Origin of the sequence: Massilia sp. CCM 8734 (assembly GCF_011682155.1) — a bacterium.
Taxonomy (GTDB): domain Bacteria; phylum Pseudomonadota; class Gammaproteobacteria; order Burkholderiales; family Burkholderiaceae_D; genus Telluria_A; species Telluria_A rubra.
The window spans coordinates 1-19,506 of record NZ_WHJI01000005.1 but is presented as its reverse complement, the minus strand read 5'-3'; the positions used below and the strand labels follow the sequence as shown (position 1 = coordinate 19,506).

Genomic DNA, 19,506 nt, shown 5'->3' with positions numbered 1-19,506 from the left:
GTGCTCTCCCGATCAATGGTTCTTTTCAGCCGCATGATTGATCGTGTACTTCGGAATCTCGACCACCAGGTCTTCGGTTCCCACGATCGCCTGGCACGACAGGCGCGAGACGCTCTCTAGGCCCCACGCGCGGTCGAGCAGGTCTTCTTCTTTTTCTTCGGGCTCGTTGAGCGAGGCATAGCCCTCGCGCACCAGCACGTGGCAGGTGGTGCAGGCGCAGACGCGGTCGCAGGCGTGCTCGATTTCGATATCGTTTTCGAGCATGATGTCGCACACCGACTTGCCGGCGGGCGCCTCGATGACGGCGCCTTCAGGGCAGAAGACGGGATGGGGAAGGAATACGATTTGGGGCACGGTGATTGTCCTGGTAGTGTGTTCGTGGGACCCGGCAGTGCCGGGTCCGGGGTGTTCAGACTTCGTCGAGCGTTTTGCCGGCCAGCGCGCTGCGCACGCTCTGGTCCATGCGGCGCGACGCGAATTCTTCGGTGCCGTGGGCCAGCGCATCGACCGCGGCGTGCAGGGCAACTTGTTTTTCCGCCGGCTCGCCGTCGTCGATGTTCGATGCGGCCAGTGCGGCGCGCACGCTGGCCATCAGCGTGCCTACCGAGCCGCGTTCGTCGGCGGAGAGCAGCGCGGCGTCGCCATCGAGGGCCGACTGCGTGGCCAGCAGGATACGCTCGGCCTCGACCTGTTCTTCGCGCAGCGCGCGCAGCACCATGTCGCCTTGCGCCGAGGTGTACGAATCCTGCAGCATGCGCGCCACTTCATCGTCGGCCAGGCCGTACGATGGCTTGACCGTGATCGACGCTTCCACGCCGGAACGCGTTTCGCGCGCCGCCACCGACAGCAGGCCATCGGCATCGACCTGGTAGGTGATGCGGATGCGCGCGGCGCCGGCCACCATGGGGGGAATGCCGCGCAGCTCGAAGCGCGCCAGCGAACGGCAATCGGACACCAGTTCGCGCTCGCCCTGCAGCACGTGCACCGCCAGCGCGGTCTGGCCATCCTTGAAGGTGGTGAATTCCTGCGCGCGGGCGCACGGAATGGTCGAATTGCGCGGGATGATTTTTTCGACCAGGCCGCCCATGGTTTCGATGCCGAGCGAGAGCGGAATCACGTCGAGCAGCAGCCAATCGTCGCCGGCGGCGCGGTTACCGGCCAGCAGGTTGGCCTGGATCGCGGCGCCCAACGCCACCACTTTATCGGGATCGATGTTCGCGTGCGGGATGGTCTTGAAAAATTCGGTAACCGCGCGCCGCACGTGCGGCATGCGGGTGGCGCCGCCGACCATCACCACGCCGTCGACATCGTCGACCGACACGGAAGCGTCGCGCATGGCTTTTTTGATCGCGGTCATGGTCTTGTTGACCAGGTGCTTGGTGATGTCGGCAAAGACTTCGGCGCTGATTTTCACCTGCACGATCTCGCCGGAGTTGAGGATGGCGTCGATGGTGGTGTCGACGTTGGTCGACAACAGTTCCTTGGCCTGGCGCGCCTTGACCATCAGGACGGCCGTGTCCTCGTCCGACAAGGGGGCCAGTCTGGCTTGCTCGCAGATCCAGCAGAACAGGCGGTGATCGAAATCGTCGCCGCCCAGGGCCGAATCGCCGCCCGTGGACAGCACTTCGAACACGCCCTTGGACAGCTTGAGGATCGAAATATCGAAGGTGCCGCCGCCAAGGTCGTAGACGGCGAACACGCCTTCGGAGCCGTGATCGAGGCCGTAGGCGATTGCCGCTGCGGTCGGCTCGCTCAAGAGGCGCAGCACGTTCAGGCCGGCCAGTTGGGCCGCGTCCTTGGTGGCCTGGCGCTGGGCGTCGTCGAAATAGGCGGGCACGGTGATGACCGCGCCGACGAGTTCGTCGCCGAGCGAGTCTTCGGCGCGCTGGCGCAAGGTGGCAAGGATCTGGGCCGAGATTTCAACCGGGCTTTTGATGCCGGCCACGGTCTTGATCTGCACCATGCCGGGCGAATCCTGGAAATCGTAAGGCAGGTTTTCGGCGTAGGCGATATCGGCCAGGCCGCGCCCCATGAAGCGCTTGACCGAGACGATGGTGTTCTTGGGATCGGTGGTCTGGTGGGCCTGGGCCTTGTAGCCGATGTTGGCGTGGCCGTTCGGCAGGTAGCGCACGATGGACGGCAGCAGCGGTCGGCCTTCTTCGTCACTCAACACTTCGGGATTGCCGCTGCGCACGGTGGCGACCAGCGAATTGGTGGTGCCCAGGTCGATGCCGATGGCCAGCCGATGCTGGTGCGGCGCGGTCGACATGCCGGGTTCTGAGATTTGCAAAAGTGCCATGTGATTACCGATTTCTTGTTATGTGCTAAGGCCGGCGTCGTTCCCGCGCAGGCGGGAACCTAAGTCCGTCAATCAGCCTGCGGCTACAGTACCAACTTGGGTTCCCGCCTGCGCGGGAACGACGCGGGCACGTCTGGCGCAAGCGTCCAAGGCGTGCTTACTGCTCCAACGCGTCAAAGGCGAAGCTGAGCTCTTCACCGAATTTTTCCAAAAACATCAGCGCCCTCACCCCCTGCGCCGCTTGCTCGTAATCGCCCGTGTCAAGCTGCCCGCCGATCTGGACCAGGCGCGAGGTGCGCTCCTGCTTGACCTGCTCGTCGAGTTCTTCCAGCGCGCTGAGGTCCTTGCCTGCTCGCGCGTCGCCGAGCGCCTCGCGCCATTCCATCTGCTGCATCAGGAACGCCATCGGCATGGCCGTGTTCGACTCCGTTTGCAGGTCGACGCCGTTTTGCTCGCACAGATACTGCGCGCGCTTCTGCGGATTTTTCAGGGTCTGGTAAGCCTCGTTGGCGCGCGTGGCCCATTGCATGGCGACCCGTTTTTCGGCGTCGGTGGCGTTGACGAAGCGGTCGGGGTGGACCTGGCCCTGGACGTCGCGGTAGGCGCAATCGAGGGCGCCCGTGTCGAGCGAGAAACGGGGCGGCAGGTTGAAGAGATCGAAGTGATTCTGCATGGGTGCGACTACCTGACCGCGGTCAGATGCGGAAGCTTTCGCCGCAACCGCACTCGTCCTTGACGTGCGGATTGTTGAAGCGGAAGCCTTCGTTCAAGCCCTCGCGCGTGAAGTCGAGCTCGGTACCGTCGATGTACGGCAGGCTTTTCGGGTCGACAAAGACCTTCACGCCATGCGACTCGAAGACATTGTCTTCGGCCGCCGCTTCATCGACATATTCGAGCTTGTAGGCCAGGCCCGAGCAGCCCGTGGTGCGCACGCCAAAACGCAATCCAACACCCTTGCCGCGACGTTCAATATAGCGGTTGATGTGCTTGGCTGCTTTTTCGGTCAGTGTGATTGCCATGTTTCCCTCCGCGTGTGACGGCGCTTAAGCGACAGCAGGATGCTTGGTCTTGTAGTCCAACACGGCCGCCTTGATCGCGTCTTCCGCCAGGATCGAGCAGTGAATCTTGACCGGCGGCAGTGCCAGTTCTTCGGCGATCTGGGTGTTCTTGATCGACAGCGCCTGGTCCAGGGTCTTGCCCTTGACCCATTCGGTCACCAGCGACGACGAGGCAATCGCCGAGCCGCAGCCGTAGGTCTTGAATTTGGCGTCTTCGATCAGGCCATCGGCGCCGACCTTGATCTGCAATTTCATCACGTCGCCGCAAGCCGGCGCGCCAACCATGCCGGTGCCGATCGTTTCGTCGCCCTTGTCGAAGGCGCCGACGTTACGTGGATTTTCGTAGTGGTCCAACACTTTGTCCGAGTATGCCATGGTAAAACTCCTTCAATATTCAATACGGTTAGTGGGCTGCCCATTGGATCGAACTGATGTCGATGCCTTCTTTGAACATGTCCCACAGCGGCGACAGTTCGCGCAGCTTGTGGACTTTCGACTTGAGCAGGTCCACTGCGAAGTCGATGTCGGCTTCGGTCGAAAAACGGCCGATGGTAAAGCGGATCGAGCTGTGCGCGAGCTCGTCGCTGCGGCCCAGCGCGCGCAGCACATACGATGGTTCCAGGCTGGCCGAGGTGCAGGCCGAGCCGGACGACACGGCGATATCCTTGATCGCCATGATCAGCGATTCGCCTTCGACGTAATTGAAGCTCACGTTCAGGTTGTGCGGCACGCGGTGTTCCATGTCGCCATTGATATAGACTTCTTCGATCTCTTGCAGGCCCTTGGCGAGGCGGTCGCGCAGGGCGGTCACGCGCGTCAGTTCGCTGTCCATCTCTTCTTTTGCGATGCGGAACGCTTCGCCCATGCCGACGATCTGGTGGGTCGCCAGGGTGCCCGAACGCAAGCCGCGCTCGTGACCGCCGCCGTGCATCTGCGCTTCGAGCCGCACGCGCGGCTTGCGCCGCACGTACAGGGCGCCGATCCCTTTCGGGCCGTAAGTCTTGTGCGCAGTAAAGGTCATCAGGTCAACCTTGCTGTTGGCCAGGTCGATCTGCACCTTGCCGGTCGCTTGCGCGGCGTCGCAGTGGAAAATGATGCCTTTCGAGCGGCACAGCGCGGCCAGTTCTTCGATCGGCTGGATCACGCCGATTTCGTTGTTGACCAGCATGACCGACACCAGGATCGTGTCCGGGCGGATCGCCGCTTCGAGCTGGGCGACCGTGATCAGGCCATTGTCTTGCGGCTCGAGGTAGGTGGCGTCGAAACCGACGCGTTCGAGTTCGCGCACGGTGTCGAGCACGGCTTTATGCTCGGTCTTGACGGTGATGATGTGCTTGCCGCGGGTCTTGTAGAACTGGGCCGCGCCCTTGATCGCCAGGTTGTTGCTTTCGGTCGCGCCGGAAGTCCAGATGATCTCGCGCGGATCGGCGCCGACCAGCGCGGCGACGTGCACGCGCGCTTCCTCAACCGCCGCTTCCGCGGTCCAGCCGTACATGTGGCTGCGCGACGCCGGATTGCCGAACTGCTCGCGCAGGTAAGGAATCATTTTGTCCGCGACGCGCGGATCGATCGGCGTGGTCGCCGAATAGTCCATGTAGATCGGGAAATGCGGGGCAGTCACGAAAGTCTGCTCGAGGTTTTTGTCCAAAGGCGCGTTCATCAAATCACTCCAATATGCTTCAATTTTGTCCGACGGCGGCGTGCGGCCGGTGTACGTGCACGACGTTTTGTTCAGAATTCTTTTGCTTTTGCTGGTCGACCAGGTCTTGCAGCGAGACCGAATCGAGATAGTCGACCATCTTTTCGTTGAGCGTGGCCCACAGCTCGTGGGTCATGCAGCGGGTGCCGGTGGCCGCATCGGCGCCGTGGCAATTTTCTTTGCCGCCGCACTGGGTCGCGTCGAGCGGCTCGTCGACGGCGATGATGATGTCGGCGACCGTCACTTTGTCGGCGCGGCGGGCCAGGCTGTAGCCGCCGCCTGGACCGCGGATCGACTCGACGATCTCGTGACGGCGCAGCTTGCCGAACAATTGCTCCAGATACGAGAGCGAAATGGCCTGGCGCTGGCTGATGCCCGACAGCGTGACGGGACCCTTGCCCTGTCGCAGGGCAAGATCGATCATCGCAGTTACAGCAAAACGGCCTTTTGTGGTCAGACGCATCACAACCCCGGTCACAGTGGTAAAATATTGCCTCGTTTCAATCAACACAGTTTGATGCGGACTGCCATCAAAGACCTGATTAGTTGATCGAATTAGTCAAGTATACCAAAGATGGGGCGTCTTGTCTTGGGGACGCCCTTTTTGGCCGCCTGTGCTTGCGCGGCATGGCGCGCCGGGCTGGCGGCGGTTGCGCCTCTCCTGGTTCAGCCGCGCTTACTTGGCCGCTGCGCAGTTGGCGCTCTTGTTGAGCGTCATGGGTACCACTTTCGCCCTCCCCTCCGACATGTCGATCCGGCCCAGCGCCACCCAGCAGCGGCCATCTGCCACCCCGGTTGACATCTCATAGTCGATGCCCTGGTCGGGAACGAAGGTATAGCTTGGAAAAGGGCAGGTGAAATCGTCGGCGCGCGTAACGAACATATAACCGGCCTGGAGGGCGACTGGCTGGCCTGGCGTCAACACAAATTCCCTGTAGGCCACCTTACTCAACAACGGCCCCATGCGCGCCTTCATGGCTTCCAGGCTTGGCGTTTCGGGTATGCCGATCGACACCGCGGCGTTACTGCGGAACGTGGCAGCCTGCCTGCTGGTATTGTTGGTCGCGATCACGCCATCACCGTCCGGGCACGTGCTGTTGCGGTAGAAGCGCACGTCCACCCTGGCGTCGTCAATGATGCGCAGGCGCGTGTGCACCCGGGCTTTGCGGGCGGCGCGGGCCGTGGGAGTGGCTTGCCCGGCTGGCGTGGCCTGCTCGGTCGGCGCCGGTGCATCCTGGGCCGCGCTTGCCAGGCCGGCGCTGCCAAAAGTCAACAAGCCCATCGCGAGCAGAAGATTGTTCATGTCATGCATTCCTTACAGGCAGGCTTGGGGCAAGCGCTGCGGGTCACTGGGCGTCGGCGCGCAGCAACTGCATCGGCCCGAACAGCTCCTGCATGCCAGCGTGCTGGATGAATGACAAATTATACGGATGCTCCGAGCTCAATTGCAGAAAACTCTTAGTTTCTGGCAATTTCTGTAGTTGCTCCGCAATTTTTCCCCACAAAACCAGGGTTGGCTTGGGTGCGCGGCCCGCCAGCGCGGCCATGACGGTTTGCAGGAACGGCAGCCAGGCGCGCGCATCGACGACCGGCGGCACGTGCGAGCGGAACACCAGCGAGGCGTTGAGCAGCAGAAAGCCCTGGCGGGTCAGATTGTGCTGCAACTCGGCCAGGGTCTGGATGCTGCCGCTATCGGTGGCCGCCGCCGCAGCGGCCACCGGCGCCAGCGCCGCGCCCCCGGTGTCGTCGGCGTTCAACTGGCCATCGGCCACCAGCAGCAGTTTCATGAAATTGCGCAGCGAGGTCGCCTTGTTGACCGGCTTGGACAGCCCGCTCTCGCACCACAGTTTGCCGACAGCGCCATCCATGAAGCAGACGCCGGTCGCACTCTCGGCGCGCGGATACGGCCCCTCGCCGACCAGCACATAGCGCACCTGGTCGAGCGGCAGGGCAAAGGCGGCGAACAGGCGCTGTTCGGTCGGCAGGTAGGTGTCGGCGGCCAGGGTCGGCAGGTACAGCGGCTCAGCGCGCATGACCGCTTCGAGCCCCTGGCGCAGGACGGGCTGCCAGGACAGGTCGGCACGCGAGACGGCGTCGAGGATGGCGGGAGGAATGGGTTGGACGGACATTGGAACCTGCCGGTAAAAAGAAGGATTGTAGCCGACAGCGGTCCCGGCGCCGCGCCGAAAGATGCAATTTCAACCACGCGGCCCTTTTTTGGAAAACAGTGCATGATGCTGCCAACCCGATTGGGATGAAAGTACCCGCCCATAAATAACTGTGATTTTTGTCTTCCATAGCCAGCGCGCTGCGGCGTTGCCCTCCGCTCGCAGTGCTCGCACTGCGTCGCGTCGGGCGCACGGCAATCGCATCCGGCTATGTTCGCCAAAAACTCACACTTATTTCTGCGCGGGTACTTAGTAACAACTAACCTGTTCAGCTTTGGAGACTCATATGCAAACCATTCAAGATGTCATGACCCGCGATGTTCAACAAGTTTCGCCGGAAGACAGCGTGCACCGCGCTGCACAGATCATGAAAGAATTCAATATCGGCTCCGTGCCGGTCGTCGACGGTGGCAAGCTGGTCGGCATGATCACCGACCGCGACATCACCGTGCGCTCCACCGCCGCCGGCAAAGCGCCTGAAGCGAGCCGCGTGGGCGATTCGATGAGCACCGAAGTGCGCACCTGCTACGCGACCCAGTCGGTCGACGAAGTACTGACCCAGATGGGCGACGTGCAAATCCGTCGGGTACCGGTCGTGGACCAGCAATCGCACTCGCTCGTTGGCATTGTGTCGCTGGGCGACATGGCAACCAAGCAAACGACCGGCATCGGCCAGGCCTTGCAAGAAATTTCGTCGCCAACCGACGCTGCCGCAAAAGCAAAATAAGCCAGGTTGACGCTTGCCGTGGGCGGAGCCGTGCGCCTCGCCACGGCAACACCCGCGCCGACGCCGATACACGCGCGCCTGGCTCGGTAAGTACCCTTTAGCGCCAGCTACGTGCGCCGCTACACCCCCTCCCCCGCATCACGCCGCACTGCGCCCCATTGCTTCGAGCGCGCCGGCCCGGCATGATGCGCTTAGGCATGGCGCTGCCTTGGCGCAGTCAATCGAGCACGCTTGATCATACTTGTTCTCCCGCATGGCGAGCGCAATCGGCTCACCTGTGCATAGGACCGCAGCGGCGCCGGCTTGGTTCCCGGGTTTTGATATGGTCTCGCGCGCCGATCTGCTCCTGTTGCACGCATGGCGCAGCGGCTATGCTCGACGGAATCGGGGCGCTTGCCTCGCGCGCGGTATCGAAAGGGGAATAACATGCTTGATAAGAATCCTGTCCAGGCCACCGAACGGTCTTTTTTCGCGACCCTGGCGGCGATCGCCTGGTCGTTCGTCGGCCTGCGCCGCAAATCGGATTTCGACCGCGACGTGACCGCGCTCAATCCCGTGTATGTAATCCTGGCCGGCCTGATCGGGGTGGCGCTGCTGATCGCCACCCTGGTCGGCGTGGTGGCCTTCGCCACCCGTTGAGCACGCCTTACTCGGCGTCGGGCTGGCGGGCCGGATGCGCCTCGGCGAAAGCCGGCAAGGCCGCGCACATGGCATCGATGCGGGCAATGGTGGGATACGGCGCCAGATCCACATGGAAACGGCGCGCGTTGAACACTTGCGGCACCAGGCAGCAGTCGGCCATGGTCGGCGTATCGCCATGGCAAAAACGCCCGGTGTCGCGCGAATTGGCCAGATGCGCCTCGAGCGCGGCCATCCCCTCGCGCAACCAATGCACATACCACTCGGTCTTGGCTTCTTCCGACAAGCCGACCTGATGCACCAGATGGCGCAGCACGCGCAGATTGGTCAGCGGATGGATGTCGCAGGCCACCATCAGCGCCAGCGAGCGCACGCGCGCCCGGCCCAGCGCGTCGCGCGGCAGCAAGGGCACTTGCGGATGGACCTCTTCCAGGTATTCCAGGATCGCAATCGACTGCGTCAGCGTGGCGCCCTTGTCCTGCAAGCTTGGTACCAGCCCGCTCGGATTGACGGCCAGATACTCGGGCGCCAGTTGCTCGCCGCCATTGCGCAGCAGATGCACGGGAATGGCCTGGTAACCGACCCCTTTCAGGTTCAGCGCGATGCGCACCCGGTACGCCGCCGAACTGCGGAAATAGGTGTACAGCTTCATGGATGGCGCTCCTGGTAGACGGTCACGGTCTGGTCGATGGCGCCGAAGATGCTGGCCCCGGCGGCATCGAACATGTCGATACGCACGCTATCGCCGAATTTGAGGAACGACGTTTTGGGTGCGCCATGCTCGATGGTTTCGTACATGCGCACTTCGGCCAGGCAGCAGTAGCCGACCCCGCCGTTGTCGATGCTCGACCCGTGCAGGTTGCCCTGCTTGTTCGATACCGTGCCCGAGCCGATGATGGTACCAGCCGCCAGTTCGCGCGTCTTTGCCGCATGTGCCACCAGTTGCGCGAAGTTGAAGGTCATGTCGTCGCCCGCGTTCGGCTTGCCGAAAGGCTTGTCGTTGATGTGCACGTTCAGCGGCAGGCGCAATTTGCTGTCTTGCCAGGCGTCGCCCAGTTCGTCGGGCGTGACGCATACCGGCGAAAACGCGCTGGCCGCTTTCGACTGGAAGAAACCGAAGCCCTTGAGCAACTCGTTTGGAATCAGGTTACGCAGCGATACGTCGTTGACCAGCATCGCCAGGCGCACGGCCGCGGCGCTGCGCTCGATGCTCGCCCCCATCGGCACGTCGCCCGTGATGACGGCCACTTCCGCTTCGAGGTCGATGCCCCACTCCTCGGACAGCGCATAAATCGGGTCGCGCGGGCCGATGAAGGAATCCGAACCGCCCTGGTACATCAGCGGATCGGTGTAGAACGATGCCGGAACCTCGGCGTTGCGCGATTTTCGAACCAGTTCGACGTGGTTGATATAGGCCGAACCGTCGGCCCACTGGTAGGCGCGCGGCAACGGCGAATGGCACAGGGCCTGGTCGAAGGGCTGGGCGTCCCAGGTCGCGTTCTCGTTCAGGGAGACATAGACACCCTGCAAGCGTTCGAGCACATCGTCCCAGTTGTCGAGCGCGAACTGCAAGGTAGCGGCGATCTTGGGAACCTTCTGGTAGCGCGACAGGTCGCGGCTGACGACGACCAGCGCGCCATCACGCCCGCCTGTTTTTAGTGTTGCAAGTTTCATGTGTGCCTTTAGTGGTGGTCCGCTGCGGGTTTTTCGTGCATCCAGGCAGCGTGTTTCGGCGCCTTGCGGGTCTGCGACCACTCGTTGAGCATATCCCATTTGACGGCGTCGAGCTGTTGCTGCATCTCGGGCGTGGCCGTGTTGACGGCCAGTTCCAGGCGGTGTCCGTTCGGATCGAAGAAATAGATCGACTTGAAGATGGTGTGGTTGGTCGGCCCGATGACCTCGATGCCGTCCGCTTCGAGGCGCGCCTTGGCAGCGAGCAACTCGTCCATCGAGCCGACTTCCAGGGCCAGGTGCTGGACCCAGGCCGGGGTGTTCTCGTCGCGGCCCATCGGCGCCTGGCTCGGCAGCTCGAAAAAGGCCAGCACATTACCCATGCCGGCATCGAGGAAAACGTGCATGTACGGGTCGGGCGCGCCGGTCGACGGCACCTGGTCTTCGGCAATGGCCAGCACGAAGTCCATGTTGAGGTACTTCACGTACCACTCGACTGTCTCTTTGGCATCCTTGCAGCGGTAGGCTACGTGGTGAATCCTGGTGATTTTCATGCTCGCTCCCCTGTTGATTCTTCTATTAGAGTGCAAAACGAACTATCATTCAAACAATATTTTCAACGCGACTTATCAGATAAACCTATGAATCCCACCTTGCGCCAGATGCGCGCTCTTGTCGCGCTTGCCAAGACGGGCAGTTTCACCCTGGCGGCCGAGTATTTGCACGTGACCCAGGCGGCGCTGTCGGGCCTGATCAAAGAGCTGGAACTGACCCTCGGCGTGCGCGTGGTCGACCGCAGCACGCGCCGGATTGCCCTGACCGAGGTCGGACGCGAGCTGACGCCCCTGTTTTCCAAGATGATCGACGACCTCGACGGCGCACTGCGCGATATCGCCAGCCAGACGCGGCTGAAAAAGGGGGTGGTGCGGATTGCGGCGCCGCAATTGATGTCGTGTACCCTGCTGCCGCAAGTCATCGCCGCTTACCGCAAGATGTATCCGGAAATCCAGGTCCGCCTGGTCGATTGCGCGGTCGAGAACGTGACGGCGCGCGTGTTCAGCGGCGAGGTCGACTGCGGCATCGGCCCGGAGCGCGATCCGACCGCGCAGATCGAGGCGACGGTGCTGTTCGAGATGCCCTTCGTGCTGGTGTTTCCGCAGCAGCATGCGCTGGAGCAGCGCGAACGGGTGACGTGGTCGGACCTGGCGGCGCACCCTTTCATTTCGCTGCAAGGGCAGTTCACCGAGCGCCTGCTGAGCGACATGCATCATTCGCTGCGCGATGTACCGCTCAATCCCGTCAACGAAGTCACCTTCATGACCACCGCGCTGGCCATGGTCAGCGCCGGCCTGGGCGTGACCGTGTGCCTGCCGTATGCGGAGCCGCTGGTGCGCCTGCACCAGTTGCACATGCGCCAGCTGCACGAGCCGGAACTGACGCGGCGTTTTTTTGTGTACACGCGCGACAAACGCTCGCTCTCGCCGGCGGCCGACAGTTTTATCGCCTTCCTGTTCAAGTTCGTCGAGTCGCACGACTGGAATATTCCGCTGGTGAACGCGCAGCCGGCGCCGTAGACAGCGGACGGGTGCGGGTCGCCGGCCGCGAGCGAGCCCGCAGTGCCGGCGGCGGCGCCCGGGCCCACCACTGCAGCGATGGCGAACCGCCCCTATAATTGATGCTCGCTTCCAACGGAACCTGCCCATGTCCTTTAACACCATCGCCATCAACCAGCGCATGGATCAATTCGACGGCCACCATCGCGTGTGGCTGTTCGGCTACGGCTCGCTGATCTTCAAGGCGGACTTTCCGTACATCGAGCGCCGCCCGGCCACCATTCGCAATTGGACCCGGCGCTTCTGGCAAGGTTCCCACGATCACCGTGGCACGGAAACGGCGCCGGGCCGCGTCGCCACGCTGGTGGCCCAGCAGGGGGCAGTCACCGCCGGCATGGCGTACCTGATCACGCCCGAAGTGTTCACCCACCTGGACCACCGCGAAAAGAACGGCTACCTGCGCCTGGCGATCGAGATCCGCTTCGACGACGGCAGCAGCGAGCTGGGCCTGGTGTACATCGCCACCGAAGACAATGCAGCCTTCCTCGGCGAAGCCAGCGAGCGCGATATCGCCCGTCAAATCGCGCGCTCGCACGGCCCGAGCGGCGCCAACCGCGACTACCTGATCGAGCTGGCGCACGCGCTGCGCGAACTGGGCATGGAAGACGCGCATGTGTTCGACATCGAACGCTATCTGTCTGAGATAAGTGATTCGTAAACGCGGTGAAGAATCAGGAAAAAATGCCTCAGCGACTTAAGGTGCGCTGCTGAGCGAAAGTGCAATCAACAGATCAGGATCTCTGTAAGCAAGCCGGACAATACCGTTGCGACCAGGTTCCTCGTCGCGATACACCACGATTCTCACGGATTCCTTACGCTCTACCGTTGCCGCGTTCCAGTTGATGCGCAAGCCACGCATGCTTGCGCACATGCGAATTGCCTGGATTACCCCCGCCATTTCCGCCCCCCTCGTCGCGAGAAGACCTCGCAACAACTATCTCCGGCGCGATGAATTCAGTCCTGAAAACGGCACCATTGCTCCAATCATTCGCTGCTTGTTGTTTTTGACCAACGAGTAGCAAGAGACGGCCTCAGCATCTGACAAGTATCAAAAAAATATTAAATATTTGTCAACGATGGGGTATTGTTAACAGGCAAATTCGCCGCACAGCGGTATGAGCCCCGAGCTTGCTGCGGCCCGTACAACCCTGGGCAACGAAACGTGACCATGGCAACAGGGATTGCCATGGTTTTGTTGGCGATTGACCTATAGGAGAGATCTTCATGCATGTTCGGGGCACATTGGGATATGGCCTTCGCCAGCTTGAGACGAGCCGCCTGGCTCGGCTCGTTGGCGTCGGGGCACTCTCTTTGTTCGGCGTTTTAGGTTTGGCTGTGAACGAAGCCAAAGCCGACACCAAGGGAAAGGTGTTGTACGGAAAGCTGACATATGACCGGGTACCGTCGACGCTGGAGAACGGGCTTAACTACAGCGCGGCTGTGCAAAAGCCCATTCGCAACGTGCGGGTGGTGCTGGTTGAATACAGCAAAGAGGGCGGCGCGAACACGGAACTCGCGGTCACCACCTCAGGGGAAGACGGTAGCTACAGCTTCCCGGTTCCCGATCTGGTCACGCGGGTCAGGGTCCGGGCGTTCGCCGAGACGGCCAATCCGCCATTGCGGGTTCAGGACAACACCAACGGCAACGCCTTGTACGCACTGGAGTCTGCCGCAATTACAACCACTGCGGCGGTCACCGTCAAGGACCTGAACGCAGGCAGCGGCTTTGGAGGAGTGCCATCCTACACGGGCGCGCGTGCGGCTGCACCGTTTGCCAGCCTCGACACGCTCTACGCGACGGCACGCGCTTTCATGGCGGTGCGGCCCCTGGTGAATTTTCCTTTGCTGCCAATTAACTGGAGCGTCAACAATCGCCCGGAACCTGGCGATAGTGCTTTGGGCCAGATCAACACTTCGCACTACAACAAGGGCGTGGGCGCCATCTTCATCCTCGGCAAGGCGGATGTGGATACCGACGAATACGATGCCCATGTCATGGTGCATGAATGGGGTCATTACTTTGAAGACAAGATGGGTCGCTCGGACAGCATCGGCGGCAGTCACGGCTCTGGCGACATCGTCGATCCACGGCTTGCCTTTGGCGAAGGGTGGGGAAATGCGCTGAGCGCGATGATCCTTTTTCCGGACGCGAAATACAAAGATACCGGAGGAGTCGGCCAAGCCCGGACGACGCTCGTCATCGACATGGAAACCAACGACTCCGACGATCCGAATCCGGGTTGGTTCTCCGAAGCGTCGGTGCAATCCGTGCTGTATGACCTTTTCGACCCGGCAAACGAGTCGTTTGACAACGTAGCGCTTGGACTGGGACCCATCTACGACATCATGACGGGGGGGCAGAAGAGTACCCAGGCTGTGACTTCCATTTTTTCGTTCACCAAGGCCTTGAAAGCAGTCCCCGGCACCTCGGCCTCCACGATTGCGGCAATCGACAGACTGACCTCAGCGTCGGGTATCGCCCCCATTCAAGACGCGTTCGGGACCGGCGAGACCAACGACGGCGGCAATGCGGCGAACCTGCCGCTGTTCCGGCAGATGACGGTGGACGGCCCCAGCGAGACCCTGACGTTCCTGGCCGATGTGGACAACATCAACAGGCTTGGAGCGAACCGCTACATCAGGTTCACCAGCCCTGCCGCAGGTTCGATCCAGGTCATCGGGGACTCGATCCGCGACATCGGGCTCACGCTGCTCGAAGACGGCAAGCAGATCGCCGTTGCCGACAACAATTACACCGGAACCGAGCAGTTCTCGTTCCTTGCCAAGGCAAACAAGGTGTACGTCCTCACGGTGCAAGGCTTCGTTAACAAATCGAGCGGCCAATACACGGCCTCGGTTCGCATCGCAAGCGGTGATATCGCGGGCAAGGCCACGATTGTCAATCAAAAAACCAAAGCGGTCCGCTAAAGCGTTCCCGTCTCCCTAAGGATGCCATCATGCAAGTGAAAATTTCAACGCTGGCGGCGGCGCTCGCCGTCGGACTGATCACCTCATTCACGGCCGCGGCCGCCGAGGGCAAGCCACATGCGCCTGTAGAAATCGTTGGAACTGTGCAAGCTCAACAAGCCACGCTGAAGATCGCCTTCGAGTCAGCTGCGCAGCAGGTCAATGTCCGTGTCTACGGCGTGGATGGCCTGACCGTGGTTGGAACCAAGTCACCCGTCATCGGCGGCACTTTCGCCGCCGGCCAGGTGATGACGCTGCTTGTCAAGTACACGCCAGGAGCGGGCACGAGCAATCTGGCGGTGCAGGTCGATGGTCAGTTTGACGGCCAACAACGTTCGAAGATTTCGTCGTTCACCGTGCAAAACGGCCGGGTTGCCACATCCAGCACGGCGGCGAACATATCGGTCGACGGGCGAGGCCGGAGGATGATCATCCTGCCAGCGCAAACCAAATAGCAACGTGCCGGCAGGACCCGCGCTCTTTACGAGCGCTGCGGCCTTGCTTGCGCTTTCGCCCTACCACCCAATGACTTAGCAATTATCAAAAAGGAATGACCATGTTTCTGAAATCGACACTGCTCGCCCTCGCCTTTTGTGCCTTTGCATCGACTGCCCAGGCTGATTCCATCCACACCATCACCGGCGACACGACTGGCGCCGCCATTTTTGATCGTCCGGTCGCGGACCTTTCCGGCTTGTCGGCAGTCGGCACGGATGTCAGCTTCAACCAATTCCGATTCACGGTTTCCGCGGCGGGCGAGTACTCGTTCTTGACGACGGCAGCTTTCGACTCGTTGCTTTTCATTTACAGCCCGAGCTTCGATCCCAACTCGTCGCTGACGAACGCCCTGATCGGCAACGACGATCTTCTTGGTACGACCACATCGGGCTTCATGACCAGGCTGGCCGCCGACACCCCTTACGTACTGGTGATTACCGGTTATGAAGGCTTCGAGTATGGCAAGTACAGCACGACCATTGGCGGGCCCGGCGCCGTCACCGTCATCGCCGTTCCCGAACACGAGATCTATGCGCTGATGGCACTTGGGCTGGGCGTCGTGGGTTTGGCACGCCGTCGTGCGAAGTCACTGAAGACGGCCTGAACAGGACTTACGCGCTGCGCGCGCGGAGCGACCATGACAGGGCATGCAAGCACCTGAACACCGTGGTCGGCTTTGCATCGGCATGCATGACGAGCGAATAAAAAAGCCTCGGTGAGTGCTTCACTGTAGCGTCGGCCCAGCCTGCCGATTACCCACCATTCGCTTGTCTACGTTTGCCAGTTCCAAGACTGGGCCAGTACAAAAGCGGTCGTGCGCAAACGCCGCGCCGGCGCCGCCGCGCGCGGCTCGAGCGTGCGCGAGATGGCAGGGTCGAGCGTGGTGATCGTGACCGCCGCAATCGCCTGGTTCCTGGCCGCCATGGCCCCGATCAGGTCGATGTCGCGTTCTATCAGCGAGGACTTGCTGATCAGCGCGACCGGATGCTCGCAGTCGTGCAGCACTTCCAGCACGCGCCTTGTGATGCCCAGGGCGCGCTCGCACGGCTGGTAGGCGTCGGTGTTGACGCCGAGCGCGATCGGCTCCGGCACGTAGGAGGGCCTGGCCAGCTCGCGCCGCAGCAGCTCGGGCGCGTTGACCTTGGCGAACAGGCGGCTTTCGAAGTCCAGCCCCGGCGACAGGCCAAGGTAGCTGTGGGTCGGCCGCGCAAAGCAGTAAATGCAGCCGTTTGTTATGGCGACTTAAATACCCGCCCATAAATAAGTGTGATTTTTGTCTTCCATAGCCGGCGCGCTGCGGCGTTGCCCTCCGCTCGCAGTGCTCGCACTGCGAGCGGAGGGCGCACGGCAATCGCATCCGGCTATGTTCGCGAAAAACTCACACTTATTTCTGCGCGGGTACTTAGTTTGTTCACGTGTATGTTTAAACCCTTGTCTTTAAAGGGAAAACCAACACTCGTAGCGATCAGGGTGTTCATGAACGAATTGACCGTTGAACTGACGATCGAAGGCGAAGCCATCGAGAGCATCCCGCGTGCTCGGGCCTCACCGCGCCCGCCGCCTGTCCGCCCATCAGCACCGAGGCCATCGCGGCCAGCAGCCGGAGAGTCAGCACGCGCTGGCATCCCGATGTGGACCTAGTGTCCCGAGTTAAAAATTCGTTGAATAATATGGCGACAATCGCACCGATACTGCGTCACAAATGCTCGCCAGGCCTCGGCCTGTCTGCGCTTTGTTCCTTGTCTCGTTACGATTTCACCACATTTAATCATCAACGAATTTCTAACTCGGGATACTAGAGACGGCTGTCGCAAACCCCAAGCAGATCACGACGTATGTCTACAACGGCCAGCCAAATGCTACCGGTGTCGGTGGAGGCGGCGCGCGACGCTGGCGCCGTCAGCGCGCATTACGTCGTGCTGCGCTTGCCATGGGAAGTCAATCCCCTGTTCCAGCAATGGCTGGAGATACATTTCCCCGAGCGCGCCCGGCGCGTGATGAACCGCGTGCGCGATATGCGCGGCGGCAAGGAGTACGGCAGCGACTTCAGCAAGCGCATGTCGGGCGAGGCCGTGTTGGCCGACCTTATTCGACAGCATTTCGTCAAGGCGGTGCAGCGGCTGGGCATGAACCTGAGCAGCGGGCGCTTTGCCGAGCTTGATACATCGCGTTTCAAGCGGCCGCTGGTGGTGCCGCCGTTGAAGGCCCAGCAATTCGGCAAGGCGACGGGACAGTTGGATTTGTTTTCGTAGGTCCCCCTGACGGGGTTTACCACTGCGATGTTTTTGCCCTTCATTGACCGCGCTATGCGCGGTGCATAGTCACGAAATATTTTAGAGGATGCACACAAAACATGATCACTTACATGGGATATTATTTGCTAATATTGCAAAAACATTAAAACGAAGCGTTTTGATGTGGGAAGTATCCAGATCAAAAAACGGGGGAAGCAAGTGTATGGCGGCTGCTTGTCGCTGCAAACCATCGTGTTCGACCGGATGGAAGAATCCGAATTCCCGCCATTCATCACGGAGAAAATCTTCCCTGGTTCCATGCTGCCGCAGCAAAGGGAAATCCTGGCAGCTTCCGACCGCGTGCTTAGCCTGGTCAACGTTCGCAATGACGCGCTCGATTATGCCCGCACCTGTCAGGAATGGGTCCAGCGGATCGAGGCCGCCAAACCCGAGCTGATCACGATGGTCGGGGCAGATAAGACTAATGAATATGTCCAATACCTGCGCATGTCGGCAGCGGCATTCGAGCGGCAGCAGTTCGGCTTGTTGCGCTTGAAATTCCGCTCGTACGCCAACGCATGCCCCCCGATTTCCACGGTTCTTACCATTCTCTTTAAGAGGTTGACATGCCCGACATTCACGAAATTGCACGCGAAATCTTTGAAGCCCAGCCGTTCAGCCAATTCCTGGCGGCCAAGCTCGTCAGCACCGGGCCGACTGAAGCGGAAATCCGCATCGACATCACTGACAATCTGAAACAGCAGCACGGTTTCGTGCATGGCGGGGTAGTCAGCTACCTCGCCGACAACTCCATTACCTTCGCTGGTGGCGTAGCGCTCGGCGGCAATGCCCTGACATCCGAGTACAAGATCAACTACGTCAGACCCGCCACGGGAACGCATCTGATCGCTCGCGCCCAAGCAAAGAGCGTCGGAAAGCGCCAGGCCGTTTGCTCGGCGGAGATCTATGCGGTGCAAGACGGGGTGGAGAAAATCTGCGCTATCGCACAAGGCACCGTGGTGCGCAGTGACTAGCTAAGTGAGTGCGCATAAATTTTTGTAATTTACAGCTTCCATAAGCGGCGCCTTGCTGTGTTGCCCACCGCTAGCAGTGCTCGCACTGCGTCGCGGCGTGCGCCTTGCAAGGCATCCGCTTCTGTTCCCTATAAATCACAATAATTTCTGCACACTTACTTAGAGTCTATTCTTATTGGTGAATGTTCCGTGCTGATTCTGGTCTAAGCATTTTTTCCTGAGGTGAGAAAAATGGCTAGGCAGTATGAAAACAGGGACGACGGTTGGCGGATTTCTGACGAGATGTGGAATGCCATGGAGAAGCTCTTGCCACCGCCGAAGCCACATCCTTTGGGCTGCCACCGGCCCAGGCTGAATAACCGGTTGGTGCTCGACATGATCTTTCTCGTGCTGCGCACCGGCATGCAGTGGAACGCGCTCAATGCAACGGGGATTTGTTCATGCACGCCAGGCTATCAGCGCTTTCGGGAATGGGCGGATGCCGGCGTGTTTGCCGAATTTTGGCGCCAAGGACTCTTGGAATACGACCGGCTCAAGGGCATCGATTGGGAATGGCTGGCACGTGATGGCGCGATGACGAAGGCCCCCTTGGGTGGGGAAAAAATCGGCCGCAATCCAACCGACCGAGGCAAAGGTGGCGTCAAGCGCAGCCTACTGACAGAAGGGCATGGCATGCCGGTCGCCATCGAGATCGAGGGCGCGAACCGGCGGAGCGTGTCAAACTATTTGAGACCGGTTTTGCAATTAGTTTAGGGAGCATTTTTCAGTCTGAACATCTCCCAGGATTGTCGCTTTTGGCATATTGATGCCGGCTTCGGTCGGCAGTGCCGGTGGCCGTGGATGCGTGTTCTTGAAGCGATTTGGATGCCGCGAGAAAGCGTTCTGCAAGACTCGATCGC

The 19,506-nt window shown here is 61.0% G+C and carries 22 protein-coding genes and 2 pseudogenes; 11 read left to right on the top strand and 13 right to left on the bottom strand.

Annotation, left to right across the window (positions count from 1 at the left end; all coding sequences use genetic code 11):
- Nucleotides 1-12: 12 nt before the first annotated feature.
- The 9 genes from fdx to F2P46_RS06400 all read right to left on the bottom strand — a co-directional run bounded on the left by fdx (nt 13) and on the right by F2P46_RS06400 (nt 7,185).
- A complete protein-coding gene (gene fdx / locus F2P46_RS06440) occupies nt 13-354 on the bottom strand; it encodes an ISC system 2Fe-2S type ferredoxin (RefSeq protein WP_166886409.1) in 342 nt (113 codons plus the stop codon).
- Between the two features lie 55 nt (nt 355-409).
- Nucleotides 410-2,299 (bottom strand): Fe-S protein assembly chaperone HscA, encoded by a 1,890-nt coding sequence (gene hscA, locus F2P46_RS06435; RefSeq protein ID WP_166886406.1) that lies wholly within the window; start codon nt 2,297-2,299, stop codon nt 410-412.
- A 157-nt stretch (nt 2,300-2,456) separates the two neighbouring features.
- Nucleotides 2,457-2,972 carry a Fe-S protein assembly co-chaperone HscB gene (hscB, locus tag F2P46_RS06430; protein WP_166886403.1) on the bottom strand — a complete coding sequence of 172 codons (516 nt, stop codon included), beginning with the start codon at nt 2,970-2,972 and terminating at the stop codon, nt 2,457-2,459.
- 22 nt (nt 2,973-2,994) lie between these two features.
- Nucleotides 2,995-3,318 carry an iron-sulfur cluster assembly protein IscA gene (iscA, locus tag F2P46_RS06425; RefSeq protein ID WP_054263704.1) on the bottom strand — a complete coding sequence of 108 codons (324 nt, stop codon included), beginning with the start codon at nt 3,316-3,318 and terminating at the stop codon, nt 2,995-2,997.
- A gap of 24 nt (nt 3,319-3,342) precedes the next feature.
- A complete protein-coding gene (iscU, locus tag F2P46_RS06420) occupies nt 3,343-3,732 on the bottom strand; it encodes a Fe-S cluster assembly scaffold IscU (protein ID WP_099876445.1) in 390 nt (129 codons plus the stop codon).
- A gap of 28 nt (nt 3,733-3,760) precedes the next feature.
- Nucleotides 3,761-5,017, bottom strand: coding sequence for an IscS subfamily cysteine desulfurase (locus tag F2P46_RS06415; RefSeq protein ID WP_166886401.1), 1,257 nt, complete (start codon nt 5,015-5,017; stop codon nt 3,761-3,763).
- A gap of 19 nt (nt 5,018-5,036) precedes the next feature.
- Nucleotides 5,037-5,519: a Fe-S cluster assembly transcriptional regulator IscR gene (gene iscR, locus F2P46_RS06410; protein WP_166876672.1), complete on the bottom strand. Its 483-nt coding sequence runs from the start codon at nt 5,517-5,519 to the stop codon at nt 5,037-5,039.
- Nucleotides 5,520-5,732: 213 nt separating this feature from the next.
- Nucleotides 5,733-6,359: a hypothetical protein gene (locus tag F2P46_RS06405; RefSeq protein WP_166886398.1), complete on the bottom strand. Its 627-nt coding sequence runs from the start codon at nt 6,357-6,359 to the stop codon at nt 5,733-5,735.
- Between the two features lie 43 nt (nt 6,360-6,402).
- On the bottom strand, nt 6,403-7,185 hold the full coding sequence (locus F2P46_RS06400) for a uracil-DNA glycosylase (RefSeq protein ID WP_166886395.1): 783 nt from the start codon (nt 7,183-7,185) through the stop codon (nt 6,403-6,405).
- A gap of 325 nt (nt 7,186-7,510) precedes the next feature.
- Here F2P46_RS06400 and F2P46_RS06395 point away from each other — a divergent pair, with 325 nt between their 5' ends.
- Both F2P46_RS06395 and F2P46_RS06390 read left to right on the top strand, forming a co-directional pair.
- Complete coding sequence (locus tag F2P46_RS06395; protein ID WP_166886393.1) at nt 7,511-7,951, top strand: CBS domain-containing protein; 441 nt, start codon at nt 7,511-7,513, stop codon at nt 7,949-7,951.
- 426 nt (nt 7,952-8,377) lie between these two features.
- Nucleotides 8,378-8,590, top strand: coding sequence for a DUF2970 domain-containing protein (locus F2P46_RS06390; RefSeq protein ID WP_166886391.1), 213 nt, complete (start codon nt 8,378-8,380; stop codon nt 8,588-8,590).
- 7 nt (nt 8,591-8,597) lie between these two features.
- Here F2P46_RS06390 and maiA read toward each other — a convergent pair whose 3' ends face one another.
- From maiA to F2P46_RS06375, 3 genes are read right to left on the bottom strand one after another with little or no spacing between them, the layout of a single operon-like run.
- Complete coding sequence (gene maiA / locus F2P46_RS06385; RefSeq protein ID WP_166886389.1) at nt 8,598-9,242, bottom strand: maleylacetoacetate isomerase; 645 nt, start codon at nt 9,240-9,242, stop codon at nt 8,598-8,600.
- Entirely contained in the window at nt 9,239-10,264 is a 1,026-nt protein-coding gene (locus F2P46_RS06380) for a fumarylacetoacetate hydrolase family protein (protein WP_166886388.1), read from the bottom strand. The genes maiA and F2P46_RS06380 overlap by 4 nt, the downstream gene beginning before the upstream one ends.
- A gap of 8 nt (nt 10,265-10,272) precedes the next feature.
- Nucleotides 10,273-10,815 (bottom strand): VOC family protein, encoded by a 543-nt coding sequence (locus F2P46_RS06375; protein WP_166886386.1) that lies wholly within the window; start codon nt 10,813-10,815, stop codon nt 10,273-10,275.
- Between the two features lie 87 nt (nt 10,816-10,902).
- On the opposite strand from F2P46_RS06375, the gene F2P46_RS06370 reads away from it, so the two are divergent.
- The 5 genes from F2P46_RS06370 (at nt 10,903) to F2P46_RS06350 (ending at nt 15,943) form a co-directional block, all read left to right on the top strand.
- Nucleotides 10,903-11,835 carry a LysR family transcriptional regulator gene (locus tag F2P46_RS06370; RefSeq protein ID WP_166886384.1) on the top strand — a complete coding sequence of 311 codons (933 nt, stop codon included), beginning with the start codon at nt 10,903-10,905 and terminating at the stop codon, nt 11,833-11,835.
- Between the two features lie 127 nt (nt 11,836-11,962).
- Entirely contained in the window at nt 11,963-12,532 is a 570-nt protein-coding gene (locus F2P46_RS06365) for a gamma-glutamylcyclotransferase (protein WP_166886382.1), read from the top strand.
- A 566-nt stretch (nt 12,533-13,098) separates the two neighbouring features.
- Nucleotides 13,099-14,802, top strand: a complete 1,704-nt coding sequence (locus tag F2P46_RS06360; protein WP_166886380.1) for a hypothetical protein — start codon at nt 13,099-13,101, stop codon at nt 14,800-14,802.
- 29 nt (nt 14,803-14,831) lie between these two features.
- Complete coding sequence (locus tag F2P46_RS06355; protein ID WP_166886377.1) at nt 14,832-15,296, top strand: hypothetical protein; 465 nt, start codon at nt 14,832-14,834, stop codon at nt 15,294-15,296.
- Between the two features lie 101 nt (nt 15,297-15,397).
- Nucleotides 15,398-15,943 carry a hypothetical protein gene (locus F2P46_RS06350; protein WP_166886374.1) on the top strand — a complete coding sequence of 182 codons (546 nt, stop codon included), beginning with the start codon at nt 15,398-15,400 and terminating at the stop codon, nt 15,941-15,943.
- Nucleotides 15,944-16,152: 209 nt separating this feature from the next.
- Here F2P46_RS06350 and F2P46_RS06345 read toward each other — a convergent pair.
- Nucleotides 16,153-16,569, bottom strand: a pseudogene (locus F2P46_RS06345) (radical SAM protein); the annotation flags it as partial.
- Between the two features lie 626 nt (nt 16,570-17,195).
- On the opposite strand from F2P46_RS06345, the gene F2P46_RS06340 reads away from it, so the two are divergent.
- The 4 genes and pseudogenes from F2P46_RS06340 to F2P46_RS06325 all read left to right on the top strand — a co-directional run.
- Entirely contained in the window at nt 17,196-17,591 is a 396-nt protein-coding gene (locus F2P46_RS06340) for a hypothetical protein (protein WP_166886371.1), read from the top strand.
- Nucleotides 17,592-17,837: 246 nt separating this feature from the next.
- Nucleotides 17,838-18,329, top strand: coding sequence for a class I SAM-dependent methyltransferase (locus F2P46_RS38775; protein ID WP_368737889.1), 492 nt, complete (start codon nt 17,838-17,840; stop codon nt 18,327-18,329).
- The gene (locus F2P46_RS06330) at nt 18,218-18,607 is read left to right on the top strand and encodes a PaaI family thioesterase (protein WP_368737888.1); all 390 of its coding nucleotides are present in this window, start codon (nt 18,218-18,220) and stop codon (nt 18,605-18,607) included. The genes F2P46_RS38775 and F2P46_RS06330 overlap by 112 nt, the downstream gene beginning before the upstream one ends.
- 231 nt (nt 18,608-18,838) lie before the next feature.
- Nucleotides 18,839-19,315, top strand: a pseudogene (locus tag F2P46_RS06325) (IS5 family transposase); the annotation flags it as partial.
- Between the last annotated feature and the right edge of the window lie 191 nt (nt 19,316-19,506).